Below are 24,519 nucleotides of genomic sequence, written 5' to 3' on the forward strand. Positions count from 1 at the left end.
CGACGGCATTCGATGCGGCGCGCCCCCGTGCGCGCTGCCTTCATGTAGATGACGACACACACATGACTGAAATCGTGACCGAGGAGACCTGGGTCGAGACGCCGCAAGGGCGGCTCTTCGCGAAGCGTTGGCGCGGTGCGCCGGCTGAATCGGCTGCCCATGAGCCGGCCGCACCTGAGCCGGCCACGCTTGTGCAGGCCGCACCTTTGCAGGCTGCGCCTTTGCAGGCCGCGCCGATCGTGCTGCTGCACGATTCGCTCGGCTGCGTCGATCTGTGGCGTGACTTCCCCGCGCAGCTCGCCAGCGCGACACAACGCGACGTGATCGCATACGACCGTCTTGGTTTCGGCCGTTCGGCCCGTCATCCTGGGGTACTCGCCACGACGTTCGTGCGCGACGAGGCCGATCATGCGTTCGTCGCGGTGCTGGATCAACTCGGCGTCGATACGTTCGTCGCGTTCGGACACAGCGTCGGCGGCGGGATGGCGGTCGGCTGCGCAGCCGCGCATCCGGCGCGTTGCCGCGCGCTCGTGACGGTCGCCGCGCAGGCGTTCGTCGAGGATCGCACGCTGGCCGGCATTCGCGACGCCGGGCGGCAGTTCGACGAGCCGGGGCAGCTCGACCGGCTCGCGCGCTATCACGGCGACAAGGCCGAATGGGTGCTGCGCGCGTGGGTCGACACGTGGCTGTCGCCGGCGTTTCGCGACTGGACTCTCGACGACGACCTGCCGCGCGTGCAGTGCGCGACGCTCGCGATTCACGGCGAGGACGACGAATACGGTTCGGACGTGCATCCGAAGCGGATCGCCGCGCGCGTCGCAGGGCCGTCGTCGTTCCTGTTGCTCGCCCGCTGCGGACACATGCCGCATCGCGAGCGAACGGACGACGTGCTGGCCGCCGTCGCGACGTTGCTGCGCGACGCGCGCCCCTGAGCGCTCGCCATCGCCACCGGGCGTATGCCCGCCGGCCATCAGAACGAAAGCTGGATCGCGAGATCGATCGCCAGCAATACGATCGACAGACCGATGCCGAGAATCACGTTCGGCAACCGGTGTTCGAAATCGCGATGATCCTTGCGCATCGCGGCGCCGAGCAGGAAGATCGCCTCGACGACGATCTGCAGCCCGACGAACAGCAGCATCAGCAGATACTCGTAGCCCATCTGCTTGAATGCGACGAATTGCATCCCGTGATCGCGGATCCACTGGCCGACGCGCAGCAGTTCGTAGACGAACAGCAACGCAGGGAACAGGTAACTGATGAAGTAGGTCGGCGCGCTGGCGTGCCGTAGTTCGAGGTGGAAGTGCTGATGCGTGGTAGCCATCACAACCCTCCTTGCAACGCATGATTGCGGTCGCGACGGCGGCGCGTGTCGCGTGCAAACTAGGGGATTGCCCGATGCACAGTGCGCAGCCGTACCGCATCAGCATACTGCTGCGCGGGAAATTTGGCATGCGAAGTGTGCGTTCGTTGTAACAATGTGTGTGCGATGCGCGACGCGTTGGCTGCGTCCCGCGTGCCCGTTGCGCTGCGTTGCCCGGCTCCGCGACGTCCTTCCGGGCGCTTGTGCGTGCGTCACCGCTTCGCTTCCGCGCCTTCGATAAACAGCTTCGCGACCGACTGAAACTCCCGTTTCAGCGACAGCCCCGGCACGGTCAGCCAGCGCAGCATCGCCGCGAGATACAGATGATGGAACCAGGTCGCGAGCTGATCGGCCTGCAGCGTGCGGTTCAGTTCGCCGGCCTGCTGGCCGGCTGCGATCAGTTGCTGCCACACCAGTGCGATGTCGCTGCCATTCTCTCCCGCGCGCTCCGGTTCGGCTGCGCCGATACTCAAGAAGCGGTGCCGCAGGTACGCGAGCAGATACACCGGATGTTGTTCGCACCACGCGGCCGACGCGTCGAGCACGCAGCCGATGCGCGACGCAAAGGTCTTGCGCCGCGCGACGTCCTGCTGTAGATGCGCGAGATCGCGCGCGAGTTCGCCTTCGAGCCAGTGCGCGAGCACGGCTTCCTTCGTCGGAAAGTGGTTGTACAGCGTGCGTTTCGCGACATCGGCCTGCGCGGCGATCTGCTCCATCGTGACGGCATCGTAGCCGTGCGCGTCGAACAGGCGCGCGCCGGTCGCGGCAAGATGCGCGAGCATCTGGATGCGCTTGCGCGCGCGGCGGCCCGGATCGTCGGTCGGAATCGTCATGGCAGGGGATTGACTGAAAGTGTACGGATTACATTAGTATACGACGTGCATTTTTTGAATCCAACCTTTTCCGCCATGCACGGGGAGCCCCGCATGAAACTCGTCATCGCCACCTACGGCACCGAAGGCGACACGCGCCCGCTCGCGGCGCTCGGTCGCGCATTGATGGATGCCGGCCATGACGTCCGGTTGCTCGCCGACGCGGCGACGCTCGGGTCGGCTGCCGCGCTCGGCGTGCCGTCGGCGCCGCTGTCCGGCGATATCCGTCGCGCGATTGCGCCAGAAGGCGTGTTGGCCGATGCGGTGCGTGGGCGGGGCGGCTTCACCGATACGTCGAAGGCGCTCGCGGCGATCGCGAATGCGAACACGGGCGCGTGGATGCGCGAAGTGGCGGACGCGTCGGCCGGCTGCGACGCGCTACTCGTGTCGGGACTCGCGTCGTTCGTCGGGTTGTCGGTCGCCGAATATCGCCGCATCCCGGCGATCGGGACGGGCATGATCCCGATCACGCCGACCGCCGAATTCGCGTCGCCGTTCCTGCCGCCGGGCAAGTTGCCGCGCGGGCTGAATCGCGCGAGCCATCGGCTCGTGAACGCGCTGCTGTGGCAGGCGTTCAGGAAGTCGACCAACGCCGCGCGCGCCAGCGTATGCGGATTGCCGCCGCGCAAGCGCGTGTGGACCGATCATCCGATGCTGTATGGCGTGTCGCCCGCGCTGCTGTCCGGTCCGGCCGACTGGCCGGCGAACGCGCAAGCCTGCGGCCAGTGGCGGATCGATGCGCGTGCGTGGGCGCCGCCGCCCGAACTCGCGGCGTTTCTCGACGCGGGCGAGCCGCCCGTGTACGTCGGTTTCGGCAGCATGGCCGGCTTCGATCGCGCGGCGATGGCCGCGGCGCTGACGCAGGGGCTGGCCGGCCGGCGCGCACTGTTTTATCCGGGCTGGAGCGGCATCGATGCGTCGGTGCTGCCGGCGCACGTTCGCGTGATCGGCGACACGCCGCACGACTGGCTGTTTCCGCGCGTCGCGATGGCGATCCATCACGGCGGCTCGGGCACCACGCATTCGGCCGCGCGGGCCGGCATTCCGTCGGTGGTCGTGCCGTTCGCGGGCGATCAGTTCTTCTGGGCGAACCGGCTGCAACGACTCGGCGTCGCGGATGCGCCGGTGCCGGGCCGGCGCATGGAGGCTGCGGCGCTGGCGCGGGCCATCGTGTTTGCCGAACAGAGCGAGACGAAGGCGCGCGCGACGGAACTCGGTACGCGCATCGCGCAAGAAGACGGCTTGAAGCGGGCGGTCAGTGCGATCGAACGATGGGCGCAACCGCGCGCGCGGTAAGCCCGCGCGTCGGCATCAGAAATGCCCGGTGAACCGATAGCGGCTGCCCGGGTGCCACAGATTGGCGACCGATGCGACCAGCCCCTGCGACCATGTGCGCCGATGCAGCAGCAGGCACGGCTCGCGATCGTCCATCGTCAGGTGGCGGCGCGTGTCGGCATCGGGCATCGCGGCCTCGATCCGGTATTCGACGCGCTGCAGCGGCGCGACGCGCGTCAGGTACTGGTTCGGCGTCGTCGCCGTGAAGTCCTGCAACGCGTATTCGGGCGCGCAGGCCGGATTGACCCAGCGTTCCTCGAGCTGCACGGGCGTGTCATTCTCGAAGTGCAGCACGCGCGAATGGAAGATCGGGCTGCCGGTGTCGAGCTGCAGTTCGTCGGCGAGCTTCGCATCGGCCACGGCCGCGCCGACCTGCAGCACCTGCGCGCGATAGCCGTGGCCGCGTGCGGCGACCTCGTCGGAGATGCTGCGGATCGCGACGAGCGTCGATTCGTATTTCGGCGACGCGACATAGGTGCCGGAGCCGCGCGTGCGCGTGAGCACCTGTTCGGCCGTCAGCTCGCGCAGCGCGCGGTTGACGGTCATCCGCGCGACGTTGAATTCGCGCGCGAGCTCGTTCTCCGACGGCACCTGGTCGCCTTCCGCCCATTCGCCGGCATGAATGCGGGCGAGGATGAAGTCCTTGATTTCCTGATAGATCGGTGTGGTCATCGGTTGCTCCGAGAAACCCCGTCCTTCAGGACGGGGAGGAAAGGATTGCTGTTGACAGACAGCTTCTTCCGCGGGTTAGGATCACCGGCATGATCCTTGTCTACCGCTACCGCGTGAAATCGCTCAACGGACTGCTCAACAAGCAGAGCCGCGCGGTGAACTACGTCTGGAACTTCTGCAACGACACGCAGAAGCACGCGCTCAAGTGGGGCAAGAAATGGCCGACGGGTTTTGATCTGAACGTGCTGACGACCGGCAGCAGCAAGGAACTCGGGATCCATTCCGGCACAGTCAACGCGACGTGCGAGCAATATGCGAAGTCGCGCAGTCAGCACCGTCGCCCGTACCTGCGTTATCGCGGCAGGAAGTCGCTCGGTTGGGTGCCGCTGAAGGGCCGAGACCTGAAGCGCGAAGGCGATGCGTTCCGTTTCGCCGGCAACACGTTTCGCGTGTTCAACAGCCGACCGCTTCCCGAAGGCAAGATCAAGGACGGGACCAACTTTGCTCAGGATGCACGCGGTAACTGGTTTCTCAACATCGTGATCGAGATGCCTGATGTGCAGGCCCGCCCGATCCGTTCCGGTGTCGGCATCGATCTTGGCCTGAAAGACTTCGCCACACTTTCGACCGGCGAGAAGCTGCCCAATGACCAGTTCGGTCGACGAGCGGCGGAAAGGCTGGCGAAAGCGCAGCGAGCACGAAAGCACAAGCGACATATCGCGAAGCTGCACGCAAAGATCGCCAATGCCCGCGCCGACTTCCAGCACAAGCTCGCGCTCGATCTCGTGCGGCGCTTCGATTACATCGCGGTCGGCAACGTGTCGGCTGTCAAACTCGCCAGAACCAGGATGGCGAAGAGCGTCTACGACGCATCCTGGTCGTCCTTCCGAAACAAGCTCCGCTACAAAGCGATCGCGCACGGGGCCACGTTCGAGGAAGTCGACGAAAGCGGTTCGACCCAGTCCTGTTCGTCGTGCGGGTCGAAAGACAGCACGACGCGGCCGAAAGGTATCGCGGGACTGAGAATAAGAGAGTGGGCCTGCAGTAGATGTGGTGTCGAACATGATCGAGATACCAACGCTGCGTTGAACATTCTCCGATGCGGACGTGCATCGCCAGGTGTGGGAATCCTCTCCCTTTAGGGAGGGGAGGACGTCAAGGGATCACGATTCAGAGTCGGCAGCGGGCCGCCGCCGAATGCCGATCCGGCGCGCGCCCGGCGCCGAGTGTACCGGTTTCGCGGGCGCGCCGGCCCGGATTCCCCGAATGATCCCTGTTCGGCCGGCGCGCGTCCATGCGGGATTGCACAGAGCGGCCGGCCTTCGACGGCCCGCGCGCGGTCAGAACCGATGCCGGATGCCGACCGTCGCGACCACCTGCGTATGGGTCGACGAAGCCGCGACCCCCGTCACGTTCGCGAACCCGAGCGTCGCGTCCGACGGCACGCCGAACTGGTGCTGGTACACGGTTTCCGCATACACGTCGGTGCGCTTGCTCAGCGCGTAGTCGGCCATCAGCGTCACCTGGTGCCACTTCGGCCGGTGGCTGCCGGTGGCGTCGTCGTAGCGGCCGTCGGTGAACGTATAGGCGCCCGCGAACGAGACGGCCGGCGTCAAGGCATAGCGCGCGTTGAGTTCGTAGTTGTCGAAGCGCAGCGCATTCAGCGCGCCGGGCAGCGATGACGCGGCCGTCTCGTCGAACATCGTATGCGTCCACAACGCGCCGATCGTCAGCCGGTCGAACGCGTAGCTGCCGCCGGCGCCCATCACGCGCTGCCGGACGGCCGGGAAGTTCGGCGCGTCGTTCGTCGACAGTGCGCCGCCGGCCGTCAGGCCGCCGCGGTTGAGTTGCAGGTACGCGGCGCCGAGATTGACCGGCCCGTTCGCATACGACACGCCCGCGCTGTATGCGCGGTTGTTCGCGAAGCCGCCGGCCGCGTTGCCGAACCCGTACAGGCCGCCGAACTGCCAGCCGGCGAGCGTCGGGCTCGCGTATTTCACCGCGTTGTCGATGTAGAACGAATCGTCGAGGTTGTCGTTGTCGAACGGATGCGATGCGAGGTTGTTGCCGTCGCCGTTGTTCGCCATCGCGAGCGGGCCGAGATAGTCGACCACGGCGTCGTACTGGCGGCCGAGCGTCAGCGTGCCGTATCGGTCGCTCTGCAGGCCGACGTACGCACGGCGGCCGAACATCGTGTTTCGATAGGACTGCGTGCCGTTGTTCAGGTTGAAGCCGCTTTCGAGTCGAAACAGCGCATGCAGGCCACCGCCGAGATCCTCGTTGCCGTTCAGCCCGAAGACCGTATTCGACAGCAGCCCGCTGCCTTGCTGCCATGCGCTTTTGCCCGACTGGTTGTTCGTATAGGCGATACCGGCATCCAGCATCCCGTAGAGCGTGACGCTGCTTTGCGCATGCGCGGCGGCGCCGATGAATGCGAACGACAGGGTACCGACGACTGCTTTTTTCATTGAGTGTGCTTCCTGGAAAGGCCCGTTGCGACGGGAACGGCGATCCGCCGCGCGGGTCCGTGCGGACACGCGCGTGCGAATCGATGAAAGGAGGGCGCGTGACGCGTGTCACGCGCGGCGGCGGCAAACGCCGGCTAGTGCAGGAACAGGCGGATCGCGCCGAACTCGGCGGCCGGCAGTACGCGCAAGATCGACAGGATTGCGGGTGACGCTTGCGATCGCGCGACTTCGAGCTCGATGCACGCGCATCCGGTGCGGCTGTCGATCGCGGCCGTGTAGCCGTTGAGCGCGGCGCCGACGGCCTGATGCAGCTGGCGCCGCACGAGCGCGAGGTTGTCCGATTCGACGCGAATCGACAGCAGCACGAGTGCGTCCGTGGGGGAGCGGCGCCGCGAACGATCGGGCGGCAGAGTGCGTGAAGCAGCGGAATCGGTTCTGGTCGGTTTCATGGGCTCATCCCCGGTCGCAGCGAGCTCCGCACCGCGGAGATCTCGTCTTGGACATGGCCCCCATTCTAAAAATCGCCATGGCGATACGGTGTATAGAGTCGCCGCGCGCGTGCAAAGGACGCGTAAACGCACCGTGCCGCGCCGGCCAACGGCCCAACGCATGATGAGCGCGCGCTGGCCTAGTTGTCGTTGGATCAGCGGCTCAACCGACGAAGTCTAGACAGCTACCGCGGCCCGCCCGTACGCCGCGAGAGCACCATCATTCCGCCTCGTGTAATCCATAATTAATTGAAAATTAAGGAAAATCTGGCCAGCGCCTCCAATCAGCCGACAATTAGAGATAAACACGGATTGCTGGCCCTTCCCTGAAAAGGCAAAGTTGTCTGTACAACTTGGAGCATCGCCGGAACGAGCGATTTCCCAGTTGGAAAAGGGTTCACCGCGCGCAGCTTGACCAACATCCGCCCCGGTTCGTCTCTGACAAGGAACGCCATGAAGAAACTCGCGCTCAGTATTGCCCTCGCCACGCCCTTCGCGTGACGCGTCCGGCTTGATGAGCAGGCCGCATCACGTCGTGCGCAGAACTCGTTTGATACGCGCTTAATGGCTATTGACAATCCAGCCACATCGTTCTGGATCCCTAATATGATCTTCCAAGGATTTGGCCCGCTGCTGTGGGCCGGCACGGTCGAGACCGTGAAGCTCGCGGTGCTGTCGCTCGCCGCGTCGCTCATACTGGGCCTCGCCGGCGCGGCCGCGAAACTGTCGGCCAACCGCGCGCTCAAGTCGGTCGGCACGTTCTACACGACGCTGATCCGCGCGGTGCCCGATCTCGTGCTGATGCTGTTGCTGTTCTACGGGATCCAGATCCTGCTGAATGACGTGACCGACGTGCTCGGCTGGGACCAGATAGACATCGACCCGTTCGTGGCCGGCGTCGTGACGCTCGGCTTCATCTACGGCGCGTACTTCACCGAGACGTTCCGCGGTGCGTTCCTCGCGGTGCCGCGCGGCCAGCTCGAAGCGGGCTTCGCGTACGGGATGAGCGGCTGGCGCGTGTTTTACCGCATCCTGTTCCCGCAGATGATGCGCTTCGCGCTGCCGGGCATCGGCAATAACTGGCAGGTGCTCGTGAAAGCCACCGCGCTCGTGTCGATCATCGGCCTCGCCGACGTCGTGAAGGCGTCGCAGGACGCGGGCAAGAGCACGCTCGATTTCTTCTTTTTCACGCTCGCGGCAGGCGCGATCTACCTCGCGATCACGACGGTGTCCAACGTCGTGCTGCACCACCTCGAGAAGCGTTATTCCGTCGGTGTCCGGAGGCTCGCACTGTGATCGAACTCGTCGGCCAGTACTGGCAAAACTATCTCTATTCCGACGGCTACCGCTTCAGCGGCCTCGCGATCACGCTGTGGCTGCTGGTCGTGTCGATCGCGCTCGGTTTCGCGCTCGCCGTGCCGCTCGCGATCGCGCGTGCGTCGTCGAACCGCTGGATCTCCGGCCCCGTGTGGCTCTATACGTACGTGTTCCGCGGCACGCCGCTCTACGTGCAGCTGCTGATGTGCTACACGGGCATCTACAGCCTGCAGGTCGTGCACGACCACGTGCTGCTCGACACGTTCTTCCGCAACGCGATGAACTGCACGCTGCTCGCGTTCGTGCTGAACGAATGCGCGTATGCGACCGAGATCTTCGCGGGTGCGATCAAGGCGACGTCGGCCGGCGAGATCGAGGCCGGGATGGCGTACGGAATGTCGCGCTTCAAGCTCTATACGCGCATCGTCCTGCCGTCCGCGCTGCGCCGCTCGCTGCCGAGCTACAGCAACGAAGTGATCCTGATGCTGCACGCGACGACGCTCGCGTTCACCGCGACCGTCCCCGACATCCTGAAGGTCACGCGCGACGTCAATTCGGCGACGTACATGTCGTTCCAGGCGTACGGCATCGCGGCCGTGCTGTACGCGGTCGTCGTGTTCGCGCTCATCTGGGCGTTCCGCAAGCTCGAGACGCGCTGGCTCGCGTACCTCGCGCCGCGCGGCCATTGACGCATTCGCAAGATCCGCAACGAAGGACCCCGCATGTACAAGCTTACCGTTGACAACCTGCACAAGAAATTCGGCGACAACGAGGTGTTGAAGGGCGTGTCGATGAAGGCGAAGGCCGGCGACGTGATCAGCATCATCGGCTCGAGCGGCTCCGGCAAGAGCACGTTCCTGCGCTGCATCAACTTCCTCGAACAGCCGTGCTCGGGGCAGATCACGATCGGCAGCGAGCCGATCCAGACCCTGCGCGATCGCAACGGCTCGCTGCGCGTAGCCGACCAGAAGCAACTGCAGCGCATGCGCACGAAGCTGTCGATGGTGTTCCAGCACTTCAACCTGTGGGCGCACATGACGGTGCTCGAGAACGTGATCGAGGCGCCGATGGCCGTGCTCGGCGTCGGTAAGGACGAGGCGATCGCGCGGGCGCGCCAGTATCTGGAGAAGGTCGGGCTCGCGCCGCGCGTCGAGGGCATGTATCCGTCGCACCTGTCGGGCGGCCAGCAGCAGCGCGTCGCGATCGCGCGTGCGCTCGCGATGGAGCCGGAAGTGATGCTGTTCGACGAACCGACGTCGGCGCTCGATCCGGAACTGGTGGGCGAAGTGCTGAAGGTGATGCAGAAGCTGGCCGAGGAAGGCCGGACGATGGTCGTCGTCACGCACGAGATGGGTTTCGCGCGCAACGTGTCGAACCACGTGATCTTCCTGCATCAGGGGAAGATCGAGGAAGAGGGCGATCCGCAGCAGATTCTCGTGAATCCGAAGAGCGAGCGGCTCGGGCAGTTTCTGTCGGGGCGGTTGAAGTAAGGACGCGCACGGTTTCTCGCCGCCGCAAAACTGGAACGCTTAATGCTTGTCTCGCGTGATCCTTTCGATGAAGGAGCACCGCGATGAGCACGCCGACCACCACCGCTTTTTCCCACGTGAAGCCGCAGGACACCGCCTATCAAGGCGAGGGCCTGCGCGACTTCTTCCTGTACCGCGATCTCGGCATCGCCGCCGCGACGAACGGCAAGGTCGTCGCGCAACTCGTCAGGGCCAATCATGCACCGGAGGCGGGCACCGGCTGGCACCGTCACGAGGCCGAATTCCATATCGTGATCATGCTGAAGGGCTGGGCGCGCTTCATGTACGGCGAACAGGAAACGCTGGTGGCGGCCGGTGACTGCGTGCACCAGGCGCCGGGGATCGTCCACTACCTGTTCGACTACTCGCCGGACATGGAATACCTGGAGATCGTCGGGCCTGCCGACTTCAAATCGATCGACGTCGACGGGCCGTGCGCGGTGCCGGAGCCGACGCCGTGGGGCGAGGTCGGTGCGTAGCGTGCCGGCTCGGTGTGCGTTTTCGACGAACCGCCTGCATTCAGGCGGTTTTTTATTGGTGCGCCGACGTCCGCGACTTACCTTCCGCTTCCGCGTATTGATTCGAATTCCAAACGACCCCGAAGCTGAAGAACCGGAAAGAAAAGAAAGACATTCGTCAGCTTCGACCGCCGATTGGCGACGCGATGTCAAAGATCGTCAATTGCACGCCGATGCGGTGCACGGCCTGTCGATGCCCAGCGTTAAGGAGGTACCAGCCGGACCACCGGCTGACCTATCCGGGAGAGTTTCACCATGAACCGCGTCGCGAAGATCCTGACGGCCACCGCACTGGCTTGCGCCGCGCTCGTGCCGGCACTGGCCGAAGCGTATTCGCACCGCGTGTGCCACTTCGATCATCACCACCACCACCGCGTGTGCCGCTGGGTGCGGTAACCGTCGCGGTTCCCGGGGATATCCCGGACGCTTTCATCATTCAGGCAAATCAGGAGAGGACCATGAAAAAAACAATGTTGATCGCCGCGCTGGTCGCCGGCATGGGTGTGTCGATCGGTGCGTTCGCGCAGGTGCCGGCCAGCGCGCCGGCTGGCACGACCGGGCTGTGCAAGGACGGCTCGTTCTACTCGGGCGCATCGAAGAAGGGCGCGTGTGCCGGCCACAAGGGCGTGAAGACGTGGTACGGCGCATCGGCCGCTGCCGCGGCGAGCGCACCGGCCGCCGCGCCGGCAACGGCGGCTTCCGCTGCGCCGGCATCGGCCACCGACCCCGCGAAGAGCGCCGCCGCGACGACCGCGGCCGCCGCGCCGGGCGGCGGCGCGGGCAAGGTGTGGGCGAACGACGCGTCGAAGGTCTATCACTGCGCGACCGACAAGTACTACGGCAAGACGAAGCACGGCAGCTACATGTCGGAAGCCGACGCGAAGGCGAAGGGCTACCACGCGTCGCACGGCAAGGCTTGCTCGTAGCGAGCCGGCCCGGCGCGTGAGTGGTCCGCTCGCGCGTCGTCCGGATACTGCAGCAAACGTCGCCCCGCCTTTCCGGCGGGGCGATTCACTGTGTCGCTACCCGCGTTCAGTGCGCGTGATCCGATTGCGCTTCGGTCGCCGCATCGATCCCGGCCGTGCGCGCATCGAGCAGCGCGCGCAGCGTGACGTAATGGGTGCCGCTCGTGTCACCTTCCGCATCCGCGGTGCGATCGTACGGCTCGTTGTCGTGGATCGTCGCCCGCACGATCGGATAGATCTGCGTTTCCCAGCGGCTGCCGTTGAACACGCCGTAGTGCCCCACGCCCGTCTGGACATGGTGCGTCTTCAGGTACGACGGTAATCCCGAACACAGTTCCTGCGCGGCCACCGTCTGGCCTACCGCGCAGATATCGTCCTTCTCGCCTTCGACCGTCAACAGCGCGGTGCGATGAATCGCCGCCGGTTCGACGAGCCTGTCGCCCACCGTCAGTTCGCCGCGCGCGAGCGCGTACTGCTGGAACACCTTCTCGACCGTTTCCAGATAGAACTCCGCGGTGAGATCGGCCGTCGCGAAATATTCGTCGTAGAAATGCCGCAACGTATCGGCTTTCGCGGGGTCGCCTTTCGCGCGTTCGTAGTACAGATCGGCGAACGACGCCGCATGCCGGTCCGGGTTCATCGACATGAACGCGCCGACCTGCACGAAGCCCGGATACACGCATCGCTGCGCGCCGACGAAGCCCGTCGGCACCACGCTGATCAGGTTGTGCGCGAACCACTCGATCGGCTGGCTCGTCGCGAGTTCGTTGACCTTCGTCGGATTCACGCGGCAGTCGATCGGGCCGGCCATCAGCGTGAGGCTCGCCGGCTGAGCGGGATCGCCGCCGGCCGCCATCAGCGCGACTGCCGCGAGCGACGCGACGGTCGGCTGGCAGATCGCGAGCACGTGCGCGTCCGGGCCGATGTGGCGAATGAAGTCGATCACGTGCGTGACGTATTCGTCGAAACCGAAACGCCCGGCCGTCAGCGGGATGTCGCGCGGGTTGTGCCAGTCGGTGATGTACACGTCGTGATCGGCCAGCATCGTGCGCACCGTGCCGCGCAGCAGCGTCGCGAAGTGCCCGGACATCGGCGCGACGATCAGCACGCGCGGCTGGCGCCCGACTGGCCGCGCCTTGCGGAAATGCAGCAGCGTCGCGAACGGCGTGGCCGCCGCCGCTTCCTCAACGATCGGCACCGTTTCACCGTCGACGACGACCGATGCGATCCCGAACGGCGGCCGCCGGTGCGAGAACGCGCAGCATTCGAGCAGTTCGCACAGCGCGTCGACCATGCGGCCCGTCGGCGACGATGTCGCCGGTGGCCACAGCGACATCGTTGCGCGCGTCGCGGCCGCCCATGCACGCGCCGGGCGCAGGCATTCCGCAGACCATTGATAAAACGGATAGGCAAGCAGATTCATGACCTTCGCTCGTGACGCCGCATTGCAATGAACGAGGCAAGCCGTATGCCAGCTTGCGGCTGGCACGCGCGTTGCAGCAGTTCGGGAGCGCGGCGATGCGCGCGGTACGTGGTGAGCAGGGCGAAGGCGATGCGTTGCCTTGCTGGTCGGGTGCGCGACACGTGCGGCGATGCCGTGCGACGTTGCGTCAGTTCGGCGTACGGACCGCACCGGCGTGGTGCGCGGTCCGACGGCGCGTCCGTTTACGGTGCAGGGGCACGAACGATATTCTGCAGGGGAGTGATATGGAATCCAACGCACGGACGACGCTGACCATCAGCAGTCGCAATTACTCGTCGTGGTCGATGCGCGGCTGGTTGCTCGCGAAGCTGAGCGGCCTCGCGTTCGAGACGATCAGCGTGCCGATCGATGCCACGTCGCGCGCCGAGCTGCTGCTGCTGTCGCCATCGATTCTCGTGCCGTGCCTGACGCACGACGGCAACGCGGTGTGGGACACGCTCGCGATTGCCGAGTACCTGAACGAGATCCGCCCGCAGGCGCGGCTGCTGCCCGACGAGCGCCACGCACGCGCGCATTGCCGGTCGATCTGCGGCGAGATGCATTCCGGCTTCAGCGCATTGCGATCCGCGCTGCCGATGAACCTGCGCGGACATTTCCCCGGCTTCCGGATCTGGTCGCGCGCGCAGCACGACATCGAGCGGATCGTGACGATCTGGCGCGAGTGCCTGGCCGAGTACGGTGGCCCCTGGCTGTTCGGCGCGGAGATCGGCATCGCCGATGCGATGTACGCGCCGGTCGTCACGCGCTTTTTGACCTACGACGTGAAGCTCGAGCCGGATGTCGCCGAGTACTGCATGCGCGTGCTTGCGCATCCGTTCGTCGCCGAGTGGATCGACGCGGCGAAGGCCGAGCACGAAGACATCGACGAACTCGACATGGAGTTCTGACGCGCGCGATCGCGGCGCGCTTTCAATTTCACTACAGACGCACGCGACGAAACGAACGATCGACGGACCTGCGCAACTCGCAAACGTTTCACCTTGATTTCGGTTCAAAACGAGCACGAATGCCCTAAAGGGCGTTGCGCCCGATGACGTAAACAAGTCACGGGGATGACTCGCGATCGCGTGCTTCAGACGTGCGACGCGCAGTCCGCAATAACCAGCGCAGCAGGGGGATCGACTTGTGAATCGTCAGCAATCGTGGACGCGTACCGCCGCGCCCGGGGAAATCATTTACTCGGAGGGCTTCGCGGGCGAGCCCGTCATCTTCCTCATTACCGACGGCAAGGTCGAGTTGTCCACGCGCTGCGACGACAAGCGCGTGATCGTCGCGACGCTCGGCCGCGGCGAGTTCTTCGGCGAATCGGCGCTGCTCGCCGCCGAACCGCGAGCGCATACCGCGAAGGCGCTGTCGTTCTGTCAGCTCACGGTCGTGCCGGCCGGCATCCTCGATGAAGAAATCGAGCGCGTGTCCGCGCTGCTGCGTCATATCGTGCGAACGATGATCCGCCGCGTGAAGCGCAAGGACGACCAACTCGCGACCTATACGCATGCCGACTTCATGCCGGGCGTGCTGTCGTATGCGCACGTGCTGTCGCTGATGGCCGGCGCCGATGCGCGCGAATCGGGCGACACGTGGGCGCGCCGGGCGATGCAGGCGCATGCGGCCGAGACGTCCGTGCCGCTCGCCGAAGTGATCCGCAAATGCCGCGCGATTGCGGGCCATTCGCGGCCGCATGTGCTCGCGATGCTGCGACGCATGGAGAAGCTCAACCTCGTCACGATCGAAGCGGCGCAGGGCGACGCTGGTGGCGCGACTGATCACGCGACGTCGTCGGATGCGCGCCAGGTCGTCACGTTCGACGCCGCCCGCGTGATCGACCGCGCGCAGCAGGTTGCCGATCACGATCTCGACGTGTCGATCAACAGCGAACTCGAACTCATCGAACTGGCCGATCTCGAATCGCTGATCGGTGTCGACAAGACGCTGCTGCTCAACAAGCTGTCGAACGGCGAGATCGCGGAAGAAGTGTTCGCGTTCCGCAAATCGAAGGTGCTCAACTACGTCGAACAAAAGGGCGTTGCGTATTTCTCGCGCCGCAACGGGCGTCGAGGCGGCGACGTGCGCGCGCTCGAGGATCTCGTGTGGATCGACCAGCGCACGCTGTTCGACGTGATCAGCGCGTTCGATACGTACGATCTCGCGAAGCTGATCGCGAACCTCGACGATCGCGCGGTGGCCGACAAGCTGTTTTCCGTGATGACCGAGGCGCGCCGCAACGAGGTGTCGTGGGTGATGCGCCGCGAACTCAAGCTCGATCCGGTCGAGATCGAGGACATCGAACAGCGCGTGCTGGATGCCGTGCGCGCGGCGAAGGCGCCTGCGGCGGGTGCGGCGTCCGTCGCGGCGACACTGTCGTCGGATGCGTGATACGGAGGCGCGTATGGATCTGTTGACCCTGGTCGGTGTGGTGCTGGGCGGCGCGGCGATCGTGTTCGGCTTCGCGCTGGAAGGCGGGCATTTCTCGATGCTGTTCCAGTTCGAGGCGCTCGTGATCGTGCTCGGCGGCACGCTCGGCGCGGTGATGATCCAGAACACGTGGGCGCGCTTCTTCGACGCGGTGAAGCAGTTGCGGCTCGCGTTCGTGAGGGCGCGCGAGGTCGATCGCAAGAACCTGTCCGACCTGCTCGAATGGGGCGACCGCGCGAAGCTCGACGGGCTGCTCGCGTTCGAATCGATGGACGTGAGCGGGATTCATCCGTTCGCGCGGCGCGGGCTCGAACTGCTGGCGAACGGCGTGTCGACCGCGGTGCTCGAAGATGCGTTGCAGCGCGAACTCGATGCGTACGAACGCAGCCGCCTCGCCGCCGTGCGCGTGTGGCAGCAGGCCGGCGGCTATGCGCCGACCTTCGGCATTCTCGGCTCGGTGCTCGGGCTCGTGCAGGTGACGAGCCATATTCTGGAGCCGGCGCAGCTCGGGCCGGGTATCGCGATGGCGTTCGTCGCGACGCTGTACGGGCTCGCGTTTGCGAACCTCGTGTTCCTGCCGCTGTACGGCAAGCTGCGCGCGCAGATCGATAGCGAGATGCGGTTTCGCAAGCTGTATCTCGACGGCTTGCTCGCGATCTCGCGCAAGGAGTCGCCGCATACGATCGAGACGCGGTTGACCGGTGATGTGCGTGGGCGCGCGGCGGAATCGCTGGCGTGATGTTCGTGTGCTTAGTGCTTACGCCTGGGCCTGTATCTGTACCGTTTGACGAACCCGGATTTCCGACAGCATGACTGCTCGAACTGACGGCGCATCCGCTGCCGATCGCGACGATCACGAACTCGAAGGCGCGCAGTCCGGACGCTGGCTGATTTCGTACGCGGATCTCATCACGACGCTGATGGTGCTGTTTCTCGCGCTGTATGTGCTGCAGCTCGCGAAATACAACGCGCTCGATGCGCGGTATCAGACGCTTGCGCGGCAGGCTGGAGGTGCTGTGACTGCTGTTGTTGATGCCGCCAAGTCCGAGCCAGCGCCGCCATGGCTCGCGTTGCTTGATTCGTTGAAGTCGAATGGACGCATTTCATTGGTGAAGGCGACGCATGGCGTCGAGATCGGTATCGACGCGAAGATTCTGTTCAACGTCGGCGATGCGCGTTTGCTGCCCGATTCGTCGCCGGTGCTGAACCAGATCGCGCAGGCATTGAGTGCGCATGCAACCGCCGACATCCTCGTCGAAGGCCACACGGACAGCGTGCCAATCGCGAACGCGAAATACGAATCGAACTGGGAGCTTTCGTCGGCGCGCGCGGGGAGTGTGGTGCGCTACCTGACCGAGCGCGGTGTCGCGCCGCATCGGCTGGCGGCGATCGGGCGGGCCGATACGCAACCGCTCGTCGCGGGGGACGATGCGGCTTCAAGGGCGCGAAATCGGCGCGTCACGATCTTCGTTGCGTATTGATCAACGCCTCGTATTTGTGTTGTTCCTTGTGCATATAGGCGGCCGCATATGCCCGCTCTTTAACAACATAACGAATCTCGAATGATCGCTATCTGAAATCAGCGATGCGATTCTGCGCCCGCCTGCCGATAACCCGATCTGGCTCAGACCGAGCGGTTATCGAGGGTTCCCCATGCATTTCTGGCGCAAGCTTTCCATTCAGAACAAGCTGATTCTCAGCATGACGAGTTGCCTGCTCGTGTTCGTCGCGATTTCGAGCGGGCTCAGCGTTCGTTTGATCGGCAACGCGGTGCGGGAGCGCGTCGTCCACGAAGAACTGCCGACCGCCGTCAACGGCATCCGCGCCGACGTGCAGCGCCAGATGGCCGGACCGATCGCCGCGTCACGCATTCTGGCGCGCGATGCGTTCCTGCTGCAATGGGAAGCCGACGGTGAACCCGACGCGGGCACGCGCAACTGGATCCAGCTCGCGAAGAACGTGAAGGACGAGCAGAAGGCCGCGTCCGTGCAGTGGGTGTCGGTGAAGAGCGGCAACTACTACAACGAAGCCGGCCTGCAGCGGAAGGTGACCGACAAGGATCAGTGGCTGACCAGCTTCCTGTCGTCGGGCAAGGCGTACGACGTGAACATGGATCGCGAGGTGACCGTCGGCGGCTACATGATGTTCATCAACAGCCGCGTGGAACTCGACGGCGTGCCGATCGGCGCGGCGAGCATGAGCTTGTCCGTCGATGCGCTCGCGAAGGGCATCTCGGCTTACCGGATCGGCGAGACCGGGTTTGCGTACCTCGTGCGACCCGACGGCGCGATCATGATGCATCGCGATACGTCGCTGATCGACGGCAAGCATTTTCTGAAGGACGAGCCGGGGTTGCCGGGCGATGCGTCGTCGACGTTGCTTGCCGGTAAGCCGTATGCGTACCTCAGCTACGAGGGTGATGGCGGCGCGCGCTTCATCGCGACGTCGTTCATTCCGGAGCTGAATGCGTATGTGGTCGTTCAGGTGCCGCAGGCCGAACTGCTCGGGCCGGTGACGCGCGCGATCCGCAGCGCGGCGCTGGTCGCGGCGGTGGTGGGGCTTGGGGTTGCGCTGCTCGTGATCTGGCTGGTGGGGCGCGCGATTGCTGCGCCGATTCGTCGGGCTGCTACGCTGCTGTCGGAGATTGCCAGCGGTCAGGGCGATTTGACGCGCCGGATGACGGTGGAGAGCCAGGACGAGATCGGGCAACTGTCGGACGCGTTCAATCGGTTCGTGTCGTCGTTATCGACGCTGGTTCATCGGATTCGGGCGGCTTCGGCGTCGATTGCGACCGGGTCGGCGCAGATTGCTTCGGGGAATGCGGATCTCAGCGAACGCACCGAAGGACAATCGAGCAACCTGGAGCGGACGGCTTCGTCAATGGAAGAGATCACGGCCGTGGTGCGCAACAACACCGAGACGGCGACGACGGCCGCGAAGATGATCAATGGCGCGGCGGATACGGCGGCGCGTGGCGGGCAGGTTGTGGGGGAAGTCGTGACGACGATGGAGCAGATCAGCGACGCGTCGCAGCGGATCTCCGAGATCATCGTGATGATCGACAGTATTTCGTTTCAGACGAATATTCTGGCGTTGAATGCCGCGGTGGAAGCGGCGCGGGCGGGGGAGCAGGGGCGTGGGTTTGCTGTTGTCGCTTCGGAAGTGCGGAATCTGGCGCAGCGTAGTGCGCAGGCGGCGAAGGAGATTAAATCGCTGATCGAGCATAGCGCGGGGACGGTGGGTGCCGGGTCGCGGCTCGTTAGTGAGGCGGGGAAGGTGATGAGTGATGTTGTCTCGCAGGTGCAGGGCGTTAGCGCGATGATGAGCGAGATTGCCGAGGCTAGCCTGGAGCAGAGTGCGGGGATCGATCAGATTGGGGATGCGGTGCAGTCGCTCGATCAGATGACGCAGCAGAATGCGGCTTTGGTCGAAGAAAGCGCGGCGGCCGCGGAGAGTTTGAAGCGGCAGGCGGCGGAATTGACCAAGCTGGTTTCGGCTTTTAAGGTGGATGAGTAAGGGTTGGTTTTTGGTTTGGAATTGATTTGCATTACGTGAAAGCGATGTCTGGATGACTGGATCCGACCCACTTGGTACATTCGACCAGACACCGAGGATCGTTGGTAATTTTCCGAGACACCGACGTGTGATCGGGAAGCCGACATGTGCATACTGCGCCTCCAGTGCGGCGGCAGTTAATCGCGCTTCCTTCTCGGTTATCGCAAATGTGCGTCATTCAGATACATACTGGCCAGAGCGTTCGCAGATTTTTCGCGAATACCTGGAGATGCAAGTACAATTGCATAGGTGGGCAGGCTTCATCTACCTTGCAAGAACTGTGGATCGCCCAGATATCGAAATAGGTAATTTGAGAAGATTAAAATGCGGCCCAAAAATTCAACCCCGTATTTAAGTGAAGATCAAGAGAAAACATTTCGTGCACAATCGTGGTCGTACTTTTCACTTCATTCCGCGCAACGGATGCAGAGTTTTCAGTTTTACATTACGCTAGAGACTGCATTGATAGGGGGTGCAATTGTTATTGCAAAATCAGATGGCGAGCATCAGCACTGGATGGCATTGCTGAGTGCGATGGTTTCTCTTCTAAGCTTCACATTCTGGAAGCTCGATGGTCGAACACGTGTGCTCATAAAAAACGCGGAATCTGCACTTAGATTTCTCGACGGCCAGCACGACTTGCCAAACATAAATGCTCAACCCCATCCTGTTTTTCTCTTTCAAATTGATGGTGTGGATAATTCATCTGTCAAAAACATATGGAATATAAATTTAAGTTATTCAAAATGCTTTAATATTATATTTGGAGTATTTGGGTTTGGTGGTTTTGCATGCGCATTGCGATATATTCTGACAAGCAAATTTATAAATTTGTTTTGAGGGGATATTAAGTGGAAAATAAAATAGCATAGCCACCGCCTGCGTTTGCTTCGGGCGGTGACTCATGTGATGTATTTGTTGCTATATCACATATTTTATCGAATCGTGAGTTGAGGGTTGGTCACTTTCCAAGCAAACGCAGACCGAATCTCTCCATAAGAAGCTTTAGCACTTGCGCGCTTGCATAAGAGGCGTAACGTTGAGCGTCGTCAGCTTTGGTGGGGTCCGCGAAATCACATACTCCTTTCAATGCAAACGCCAACGGCTGCGGCTTCGACGCAATTGCTGCCGCCGCATAGAGACCATAAATCTCCATCTCTACCCCTATCAAGTCCCTATGTTGCTCCTTGATCTCCTCAATCACGCGCCCATCAGCTAAAACCGCAGAGCCTGACGCGACTGGTCCTATGAGGATTTTAGGAATGCGCGGAGCGTCTTCGAATCCTGCAGCAATATTTGTCATCGCAGTCGAATCCGAACGCAACTGCTCGAGATGCCGTCGAATAATTGACGGTGCAGGTAAATGGTGCGGAGCGACTGCAAAGCGCGGACCTTCTTTGCCGATGACGTGCTTCCCACTTTGAAAGTCCCATGCCGGATCCGCGAGTAATACATCGCCGATGCCTGTCTTCTGACGCACTCCGGCGCATATCCCACACATAACGATTATCCTCGGCCGCATAAGTGAAATCACATTGGCGCTCAAGAGTGCGGTCGAGACCATGCCCATGCGTGGCGCAAACGCCGCGGCTACGGTAATCGATTTCCCATCGATCTCGAAACTCCCGTCCCGCACAAACGTCAGATCGTCTATTGGTCTTGAGGCCTGCCAGTTCCAGGGCAGCTTCAGGACTTGTTCGAGCTCAGGTTTCTCAAGCGCGCAGACGATAGCCAGATCCAATCCATATGTTGGAGACGTGAGATGCGACTGTCGCCCTTGCTCAAGCAAGTATCGCGCACAATTCACCGCCTTACTTACCCACTCGTCATCAGTTGCTGAGTAGTGTAGGAGATGCCAAGTCCAGTCTTCGAACTGCCTTGCAGATTCAGCCGCAATCGACAAATCTGCAGTTATGCCCAGGATTGTGGCAGGCTTTTGATAGTCGTCTCCCTCGCGTAGGTCAAAAAGCAAATTCAGAGAATGTTGTACATCTGGGTCGGAATGGGGCCACATTGGTAGCATGATGTCTAGAATCATCAGATCATACTTCACGACCTCCATCTTGTTACGAGCGTCAGACGCACTGGGGACTATATCTACCTGATCATGATTTATCCCGATATCCTTAAAAGACGAAATTAATCGCCCATAACGCCTCGGCTCATCGTCAACAATCAGAATTTTCAATTCTTGTCATCCTTATCGATTCTGATTTCCCGTAGAACGGTCGAGAGGGAATCTTTCCATTCATCATATGATGAATTGTAATGCAAAACACCTTTTAAAAAATCCGGAAACTCAGTCATAAGTTCAGATCTCATCTGTGATAAATCCATGTGCTTGCCAGTTTCCCGAAGAAAAGCCTCGTAGCCGGTGATCACGATGGTTGGACATTTCAAATCGGCCAAGGCCATGTATCGGAGAATTTCGATACCCCCGAAACCTTGTGGCCGACCACCATTTTCGCGTTCGCCGATGTCAAATGTCGGCAACGACATATCGAGTAGCAGGAGATCGGGCAACATATCTTCAAGTTCATCTAATGCCGAGTTCACGGAACGTGCTGCAACAATTTGCAGATCATTTGCCACACTATGGAGGAATCTTTCAATGTGGAGAAGTTTAGGCGCTTCATCTTCCACAATGAGTACGTGGGGCCGTCTCATGCCGGCTCCAACTCGGGAGTGATCTGGCGAATTGACATAGCGTACACAATATTCAGGAAAAACTGCCCGTCCGGTGTAAATCCGAAATCAATGGCCCCTTTAGCTGTCTGACGAACAACAGCAGCGAGCTTGAAGAAGCCGCTCTCGCCTTCTTTTCTTGTTCTAGGCTCGATTTTCCCGAGCGCTATCAGGTTCCTCGTCTCCGAGAGCTTTCGCTCGCGAACATGTCGGTTTTGCATCTTGCTTTCGCTCTGGACATTTATGGTGAGCGAGCCGCCTACTATGTCTAGGCCGACGCAGATTTTTACTTTCGGAGACTTTAATCCGGAGTGTGCTCTTGCATTGTCTAGCGCGACAAAAATCACATCGTGAACAAATATCAGCGTCGATGCCATCATCAAGTGATCGCTATTTTCAACCTCGGTTTCAATTATAGGTTCGAAAGCGCGCTGACATCGAAGAGCCGAATCCGTGGCTACACGGACGACCTGGTCGAGCGTAAACAGACGCATGTGGGCGCTCAGGTCCGCCCGAGAGAACCAGGCGGCGGCTTCATCCAGCTTTCTCTGGACTTCAGCAGAACATCTGCCAATCGCCATATCGAGTTCTAGGAACGCCTGATCTCCTTCCACACACCGTCGAGCCGCCACCCTCAACTCGTCGGACGCTTCCACTATTTGTGTTTTTAGATCTTCCGAAATAAAGCGGCGTGTGTTAGCGAGTGATTTCTCCAGCGACGCCCACAGTAGTGCAATCAGCGTTACTACAAAACCTGATATTCCAGCGTCGTGCCTGCTAATCGTTCTTGCTATCGCCACCATGTGGGCAGGTAGATCGAGGGACAAGAGTCCATCGGGTTTTTCGTGCGAGCGGACGTGAAAACGCGTTTCTTTAGCTGTCAGGAGAACGTCATCGAATTTGGTGGCAAATTTTTTAAGGGCGTCATCGAGAGTATTTTTTTCGATATCGTTGCTTTCGTGGAATTTTTCTAACCAATAATCATTGCGATGATATTCCGATGACTCGGATTTTCGCGTTGTTATCAACTGAGAAAATTCCAATGGCCCTCTTATCAGACCTATGAAGGATTGGTGCCGGATGCGCTTGCTTAGATAAAAATCAAGGCCGAATATCGGATTATTTGCAAATTCCGTAGCGGCTCGACGTAAAAGCGTATATAGAACGGCGTCCGCTTCGCCTTGCGCCAAAAGAGGTTCGTTTGGTGCTAATGCCGCGCTCTCAATTTCGCTTAATACGTCGTCAAAGTCTCCTTCCTCAGTCACGTCAATGCCCAGCAAATCCTGATAGCGAGCGAAGTCCTCCGCCAGTTCCTTTACCGCCCATCGGGTGAATGCATCTGTATCGACATGAAGCCGAGTGCGATCAACCAGCCACTGCCCTTCGTCAAGCGCTAGTTGGTTTGATATCGACATCACCTCGTCTTCGTAGAGACTAGAATTCTCGGGGTCAAGAATTCGGAGAGAGGCGCAAATGGCTTGACGCTCTTCCATTATTGCCCGAGAGCCCTTCAGAATGCGTGCCACATCTAGAATGTTTGGCATGCATACCTTCTGCATAAAATATATTAGTTCATGCCTATTGAACTGCCGCTCGAACTCAATCAATTCAGAAGGTCGGCTAACATCGAGCTTTTTTAACGCTCGCCCCGTAGCGAACCTGAGCAGTGATGCAGTGACATCGGATCCATCCACAAGCCACAGTTGATGCAATGCGATTGAAGGCGCCAATGGGTTTTCGACAAGAGAAAAGTCGGGCCACTTCAAGGCGCCTATACTGCTAACAATTGGAAGAGCCTCTGCGTAACCGTCGTCGATCGCTCCCTCAGCAGCAAGCAGAGATACCACACTCTGCTTGTCCCCGTTTGCATAGTACCCGTGTAGCAAGACCGGCGCGTAGATCGACCGCAACGCACGGTGAAAATTCGGAGGTCTCGCAGCCAAGGTGCTGATAGCAAACGAAAATGCACCTTTTCGTAGATATCCAACGGCGGCTAGGATGGCCGCTCCGGGGCTACTAAGCCCATCAGCCCAACCGTCCGGATTATGCAAGCAGGTCCACGCAGCTTCCGTTTTGCCGGCTTGGCCGTAGCTACCAAGCATGGAACTCACGCCGTCCGCTGAAGGCTCAAGATCTTCGATGCCTCGCGACGGACTATTTAGCGATATGAGCCATGGTCGCCACTCTTCATCTGGGTTACTTCGTTTCAACTGGGAAAGCATTTCCAGCAGCCCTGACGCGGCACTGAGGCCCCGAAGATTCAGCGAAAGCTTGACGATCCGCGCGTAGCTCTCGGCGAAATCGTGCTGTCGGCTAAAAACAGCACCAATAAGCTCAGAGTACTCGTCAATTCGCGTAGCAGCACTAGAAGGCTTTATGCCGTGTGCGCAAGCCAATCCGTCATAGATTAAATCCCATGGATCAATGGCGCTTAACGACTTCGGGCGTCGGCGATAAGCTCGGCGCGCTGCTGCCACGCGTCCCGCGAAGAGAAGGTCCGAGACATTGCGCTGACGTGTTGGAAGAGGAGGATCTAGCTGTGCGTTGGCTAACCGCACAATAAGCTGTTTGACGCGAAAGTCTTCGATGTCAGGTAGCCGGCGCAGACATCGAAGTAGCACATCCCATAAGGATCGAAATTTCTTGTTCTTCACAATCTCTTGTGCGACAGTGACCTGCCCCCGGTTTTAGTCCGGACTGCAGTTAGAGTCCGAGGTTAAAAACTGCTGCTTCGCGTCGTGCGCCCGGGCGAACTGCACAGGCGTCAGATAGCCGAGCGAACTATGAGGCCGCTCGGTGTTGTACTCGATACGCCATTCCTCAATCAGCCGCTTGGCGTGGCGCATTGAGACGAACC

At 61.5% G+C, this 24,519-nt stretch carries 24 protein-coding genes; 15 read left to right on the forward strand and 9 right to left on the reverse strand.

Annotated elements, in window-relative coordinates; genetic code table 11:
- Positions 1 to 62 precede the first annotated feature (62 nt).
- Entirely contained in the window at positions 63 to 932 is an 870-nt protein-coding gene (locus HWX55_RS15200) for an alpha/beta hydrolase (protein ID WP_175976297.1), read from the forward strand.
- Between the two features lie 38 nt (positions 933 to 970).
- On the opposite strand, the gene HWX55_RS15205 is transcribed toward HWX55_RS15200, so the two are convergent.
- On the reverse strand, positions 971 to 1,324 hold the full coding sequence (locus HWX55_RS15205) for a hypothetical protein (protein ID WP_175976298.1): 354 nt from the start codon (positions 1,322 to 1,324) through the stop codon (positions 971 to 973).
- A gap of 251 nt (positions 1,325 to 1,575) precedes the next feature.
- Positions 1,576 to 2,196 (reverse strand): TetR/AcrR family transcriptional regulator, encoded by a 621-nt coding sequence (locus tag HWX55_RS15210; protein WP_175976299.1) that lies wholly within the window; start codon positions 2,194 to 2,196, stop codon positions 1,576 to 1,578.
- Between the two features lie 93 nt (positions 2,197 to 2,289).
- Between HWX55_RS15210 and HWX55_RS15215 the strand changes: the two genes are divergently transcribed.
- Entirely contained in the window at positions 2,290 to 3,531 is a 1,242-nt protein-coding gene (locus HWX55_RS15215) for a glycosyltransferase (RefSeq protein WP_175976300.1), read from the forward strand.
- 15 nt (positions 3,532 to 3,546) lie between these two features.
- On the opposite strand, the gene hutC is transcribed toward HWX55_RS15215, so the two are convergent.
- Positions 3,547 to 4,242, reverse strand: a complete 696-nt coding sequence (hutC, locus tag HWX55_RS15220) for a histidine utilization repressor (RefSeq protein ID WP_175976301.1) — start codon at positions 4,240 to 4,242, stop codon at positions 3,547 to 3,549.
- An 89-nt stretch (positions 4,243 to 4,331) separates the two neighbouring features.
- Here hutC and HWX55_RS15225 point away from each other — a divergent pair, with 89 nt between their 5' ends.
- The gene (locus tag HWX55_RS15225) at positions 4,332 to 5,384 is read left to right on the forward strand and encodes an RNA-guided endonuclease TnpB family protein (RefSeq protein WP_175976302.1); all 1,053 of its coding nucleotides are present in this window, start codon (positions 4,332 to 4,334) and stop codon (positions 5,382 to 5,384) included.
- Between the two features lie 198 nt (positions 5,385 to 5,582).
- Here HWX55_RS15225 and HWX55_RS15230 read toward each other — a convergent pair whose 3' ends face one another.
- On the reverse strand, positions 5,583 to 6,710 hold the full coding sequence (locus tag HWX55_RS15230; RefSeq protein ID WP_175976303.1) for a porin: 1,128 nt from the start codon (positions 6,708 to 6,710) through the stop codon (positions 5,583 to 5,585).
- 134 nt (positions 6,711 to 6,844) lie between these two features.
- Complete coding sequence (locus tag HWX55_RS15235; protein WP_244140580.1) at positions 6,845 to 7,159, reverse strand: hypothetical protein; 315 nt, start codon at positions 7,157 to 7,159, stop codon at positions 6,845 to 6,847.
- Positions 7,160 to 7,804: 645 nt separating this feature from the next.
- Between HWX55_RS15235 and HWX55_RS15240 the strand changes: the two genes are divergently transcribed.
- The 6 genes from HWX55_RS15240 (at position 7,805) to HWX55_RS15265 (ending at position 11,488) form a co-directional block, all read left to right on the forward strand.
- Positions 7,805 to 8,494 (forward strand): ABC transporter permease, encoded by a 690-nt coding sequence (locus HWX55_RS15240; protein WP_050018072.1) that lies wholly within the window; start codon positions 7,805 to 7,807, stop codon positions 8,492 to 8,494.
- Complete coding sequence (locus HWX55_RS15245; RefSeq protein ID WP_175976304.1) at positions 8,491 to 9,204, forward strand: ABC transporter permease; 714 nt, start codon at positions 8,491 to 8,493, stop codon at positions 9,202 to 9,204. The genes HWX55_RS15240 and HWX55_RS15245 overlap by 4 nt, the downstream gene beginning before the upstream one ends.
- A 33-nt stretch (positions 9,205 to 9,237) precedes the next feature.
- On the forward strand, positions 9,238 to 10,005 hold the full coding sequence (locus HWX55_RS15250) for an ATP-binding cassette domain-containing protein (RefSeq protein WP_050018074.1): 768 nt from the start codon (positions 9,238 to 9,240) through the stop codon (positions 10,003 to 10,005).
- An 83-nt stretch (positions 10,006 to 10,088) separates the two neighbouring features.
- The gene (locus HWX55_RS15255; RefSeq protein ID WP_175976305.1) at positions 10,089 to 10,523 is read left to right on the forward strand and encodes a cupin domain-containing protein; all 435 of its coding nucleotides are present in this window, start codon (positions 10,089 to 10,091) and stop codon (positions 10,521 to 10,523) included.
- 294 nt (positions 10,524 to 10,817) lie between these two features.
- Positions 10,818 to 10,958, forward strand: coding sequence for an HHHH-motif protein (locus tag HWX55_RS15260; protein ID WP_175976306.1), 141 nt, complete (start codon positions 10,818 to 10,820; stop codon positions 10,956 to 10,958).
- A 62-nt stretch (positions 10,959 to 11,020) separates the two neighbouring features.
- Positions 11,021 to 11,488: a hypothetical protein gene (locus HWX55_RS15265; RefSeq protein ID WP_175976307.1), complete on the forward strand. Its 468-nt coding sequence runs from the start codon at positions 11,021 to 11,023 to the stop codon at positions 11,486 to 11,488.
- Between the two features lie 106 nt (positions 11,489 to 11,594).
- On the opposite strand, the gene phaZ is transcribed toward HWX55_RS15265, so the two are convergent.
- A complete protein-coding gene (gene phaZ, locus HWX55_RS15270; protein ID WP_175976308.1) occupies positions 11,595 to 12,950 on the reverse strand; it encodes a polyhydroxyalkanoate depolymerase in 1,356 nt (451 codons plus the stop codon).
- A 284-nt stretch (positions 12,951 to 13,234) separates the two neighbouring features.
- Here phaZ and HWX55_RS15275 point away from each other — a divergent pair, with 284 nt between their 5' ends.
- The 6 genes from HWX55_RS15275 (at position 13,235) to HWX55_RS15300 (ending at position 19,817) form a co-directional block, all read left to right on the forward strand.
- On the forward strand, positions 13,235 to 13,897 hold the full coding sequence (locus HWX55_RS15275) for a glutathione S-transferase family protein (protein WP_050018077.1): 663 nt from the start codon (positions 13,235 to 13,237) through the stop codon (positions 13,895 to 13,897).
- A gap of 238 nt (positions 13,898 to 14,135) precedes the next feature.
- Entirely contained in the window at positions 14,136 to 15,383 is a 1,248-nt protein-coding gene (locus tag HWX55_RS15280) for a cyclic nucleotide-binding domain-containing protein (protein ID WP_175976309.1), read from the forward strand.
- A 13-nt stretch (positions 15,384 to 15,396) separates the two neighbouring features.
- On the forward strand, positions 15,397 to 16,161 hold the full coding sequence (locus tag HWX55_RS15285; protein ID WP_175976310.1) for a flagellar motor protein: 765 nt from the start codon (positions 15,397 to 15,399) through the stop codon (positions 16,159 to 16,161).
- A 70-nt stretch (positions 16,162 to 16,231) separates the two neighbouring features.
- Positions 16,232 to 16,903: an OmpA family protein gene (locus tag HWX55_RS15290; protein WP_175976311.1), complete on the forward strand. Its 672-nt coding sequence runs from the start codon at positions 16,232 to 16,234 to the stop codon at positions 16,901 to 16,903.
- A gap of 172 nt (positions 16,904 to 17,075) precedes the next feature.
- Positions 17,076 to 18,938 carry a methyl-accepting chemotaxis protein gene (locus HWX55_RS15295; protein ID WP_175976312.1) on the forward strand — a complete coding sequence of 621 codons (1,863 nt, stop codon included), beginning with the start codon at positions 17,076 to 17,078 and terminating at the stop codon, positions 18,936 to 18,938.
- Positions 18,939 to 19,301: 363 nt separating this feature from the next.
- The gene (locus HWX55_RS15300; protein WP_175976313.1) at positions 19,302 to 19,817 is read left to right on the forward strand and encodes a hypothetical protein; all 516 of its coding nucleotides are present in this window, start codon (positions 19,302 to 19,304) and stop codon (positions 19,815 to 19,817) included.
- A gap of 121 nt (positions 19,818 to 19,938) precedes the next feature.
- Here the strand turns inward: HWX55_RS15300 and HWX55_RS15305 are convergent, their stop codons facing one another.
- The 3 genes from HWX55_RS15305 to HWX55_RS15315 are packed head-to-tail and all read right to left on the reverse strand — an operon-like array spanning position 19,939 to position 24,316.
- Positions 19,939 to 21,165 carry a hypothetical protein gene (locus tag HWX55_RS15305; RefSeq protein WP_175976314.1) on the reverse strand — a complete coding sequence of 409 codons (1,227 nt, stop codon included), beginning with the start codon at positions 21,163 to 21,165 and terminating at the stop codon, positions 19,939 to 19,941.
- Complete coding sequence (locus HWX55_RS15310; protein WP_175976315.1) at positions 21,162 to 21,644, reverse strand: response regulator; 483 nt, start codon at positions 21,642 to 21,644, stop codon at positions 21,162 to 21,164. The genes HWX55_RS15305 and HWX55_RS15310 overlap by 4 nt, the downstream gene beginning before the upstream one ends.
- Complete coding sequence (locus tag HWX55_RS15315) at positions 21,641 to 24,316, reverse strand: hypothetical protein (RefSeq protein WP_175976316.1); 2,676 nt, start codon at positions 24,314 to 24,316, stop codon at positions 21,641 to 21,643. The genes HWX55_RS15310 and HWX55_RS15315 overlap by 4 nt, the downstream gene beginning before the upstream one ends.
- Between the last annotated feature and the right edge of the window lie 203 nt (positions 24,317 to 24,519).

Origin of the sequence: Burkholderia sp. BCC1047, from assembly GCF_902833155.1 — a bacterium.
Taxonomy (GTDB): Bacteria; Pseudomonadota; Gammaproteobacteria; order Burkholderiales; family Burkholderiaceae; genus Burkholderia; species Burkholderia sola.

Excerpts from the sequence above, each read along its gene's own strand:
- HWX55_RS15310 (WP_175976315.1), bottom strand. The coding sequence starts at position 21,644 with ATGAGACGGCCCCACGTACTCATTGTGGAAGATGAAGCGCCTAAACTT.
- HWX55_RS15225 (WP_175976302.1), top strand. The coding sequence starts at position 4,332 with ATGATCCTTGTCTACCGCTACCGCGTGAAATCGCTCAACGGACTGCTC.
- HWX55_RS15215 (WP_175976300.1), top strand. The coding sequence starts at position 2,290 with ATGAAACTCGTCATCGCCACCTACGGCACCGAAGGCGACACGCGCCCG.
- HWX55_RS15295 (WP_175976312.1), top strand. The coding sequence starts at position 17,076 with ATGCATTTCTGGCGCAAGCTTTCCATTCAGAACAAGCTGATTCTCAGC.
- HWX55_RS15205 (WP_175976298.1), bottom strand. The coding sequence starts at position 1,324 with ATGGCTACCACGCATCAGCACTTCCACCTCGAACTACGGCACGCCAGC.
- HWX55_RS15255 (WP_175976305.1), top strand. The coding sequence starts at position 10,089 with ATGAGCACGCCGACCACCACCGCTTTTTCCCACGTGAAGCCGCAGGAC.
- HWX55_RS15240 (WP_050018072.1), top strand. The coding sequence starts at position 7,805 with ATGATCTTCCAAGGATTTGGCCCGCTGCTGTGGGCCGGCACGGTCGAG.
- phaZ (WP_175976308.1), bottom strand. The coding sequence starts at position 12,950 with ATGAATCTGCTTGCCTATCCGTTTTATCAATGGTCTGCGGAATGCCTG.
- hutC (WP_175976301.1), bottom strand. The coding sequence starts at position 4,242 with ATGACCACACCGATCTATCAGGAAATCAAGGACTTCATCCTCGCCCGC.
- HWX55_RS15260 (WP_175976306.1), top strand. The coding sequence starts at position 10,818 with ATGAACCGCGTCGCGAAGATCCTGACGGCCACCGCACTGGCTTGCGCC.
- HWX55_RS15235 (WP_244140580.1), bottom strand. The coding sequence starts at position 7,159 with ATGAAACCGACCAGAACCGATTCCGCTGCTTCACGCACTCTGCCGCCC.
- HWX55_RS15230 (WP_175976303.1), bottom strand. The coding sequence starts at position 6,710 with ATGAAAAAAGCAGTCGTCGGTACCCTGTCGTTCGCATTCATCGGCGCC.
- HWX55_RS15275 (WP_050018077.1), top strand. The coding sequence starts at position 13,235 with ATGGAATCCAACGCACGGACGACGCTGACCATCAGCAGTCGCAATTAC.
- HWX55_RS15290 (WP_175976311.1), top strand. The coding sequence starts at position 16,232 with ATGACTGCTCGAACTGACGGCGCATCCGCTGCCGATCGCGACGATCAC.
- HWX55_RS15210 (WP_175976299.1), bottom strand. The coding sequence starts at position 2,196 with ATGACGATTCCGACCGACGATCCGGGCCGCCGCGCGCGCAAGCGCATC.
- HWX55_RS15265 (WP_175976307.1), top strand. The coding sequence starts at position 11,021 with ATGAAAAAAACAATGTTGATCGCCGCGCTGGTCGCCGGCATGGGTGTG.
- HWX55_RS15300 (WP_175976313.1), top strand. The coding sequence starts at position 19,302 with ATGCGGCCCAAAAATTCAACCCCGTATTTAAGTGAAGATCAAGAGAAA.
- HWX55_RS15285 (WP_175976310.1), top strand. The coding sequence starts at position 15,397 with ATGGATCTGTTGACCCTGGTCGGTGTGGTGCTGGGCGGCGCGGCGATC.
- HWX55_RS15200 (WP_175976297.1), top strand. The coding sequence starts at position 63 with ATGACTGAAATCGTGACCGAGGAGACCTGGGTCGAGACGCCGCAAGGG.
- HWX55_RS15250 (WP_050018074.1), top strand. The coding sequence starts at position 9,238 with ATGTACAAGCTTACCGTTGACAACCTGCACAAGAAATTCGGCGACAAC.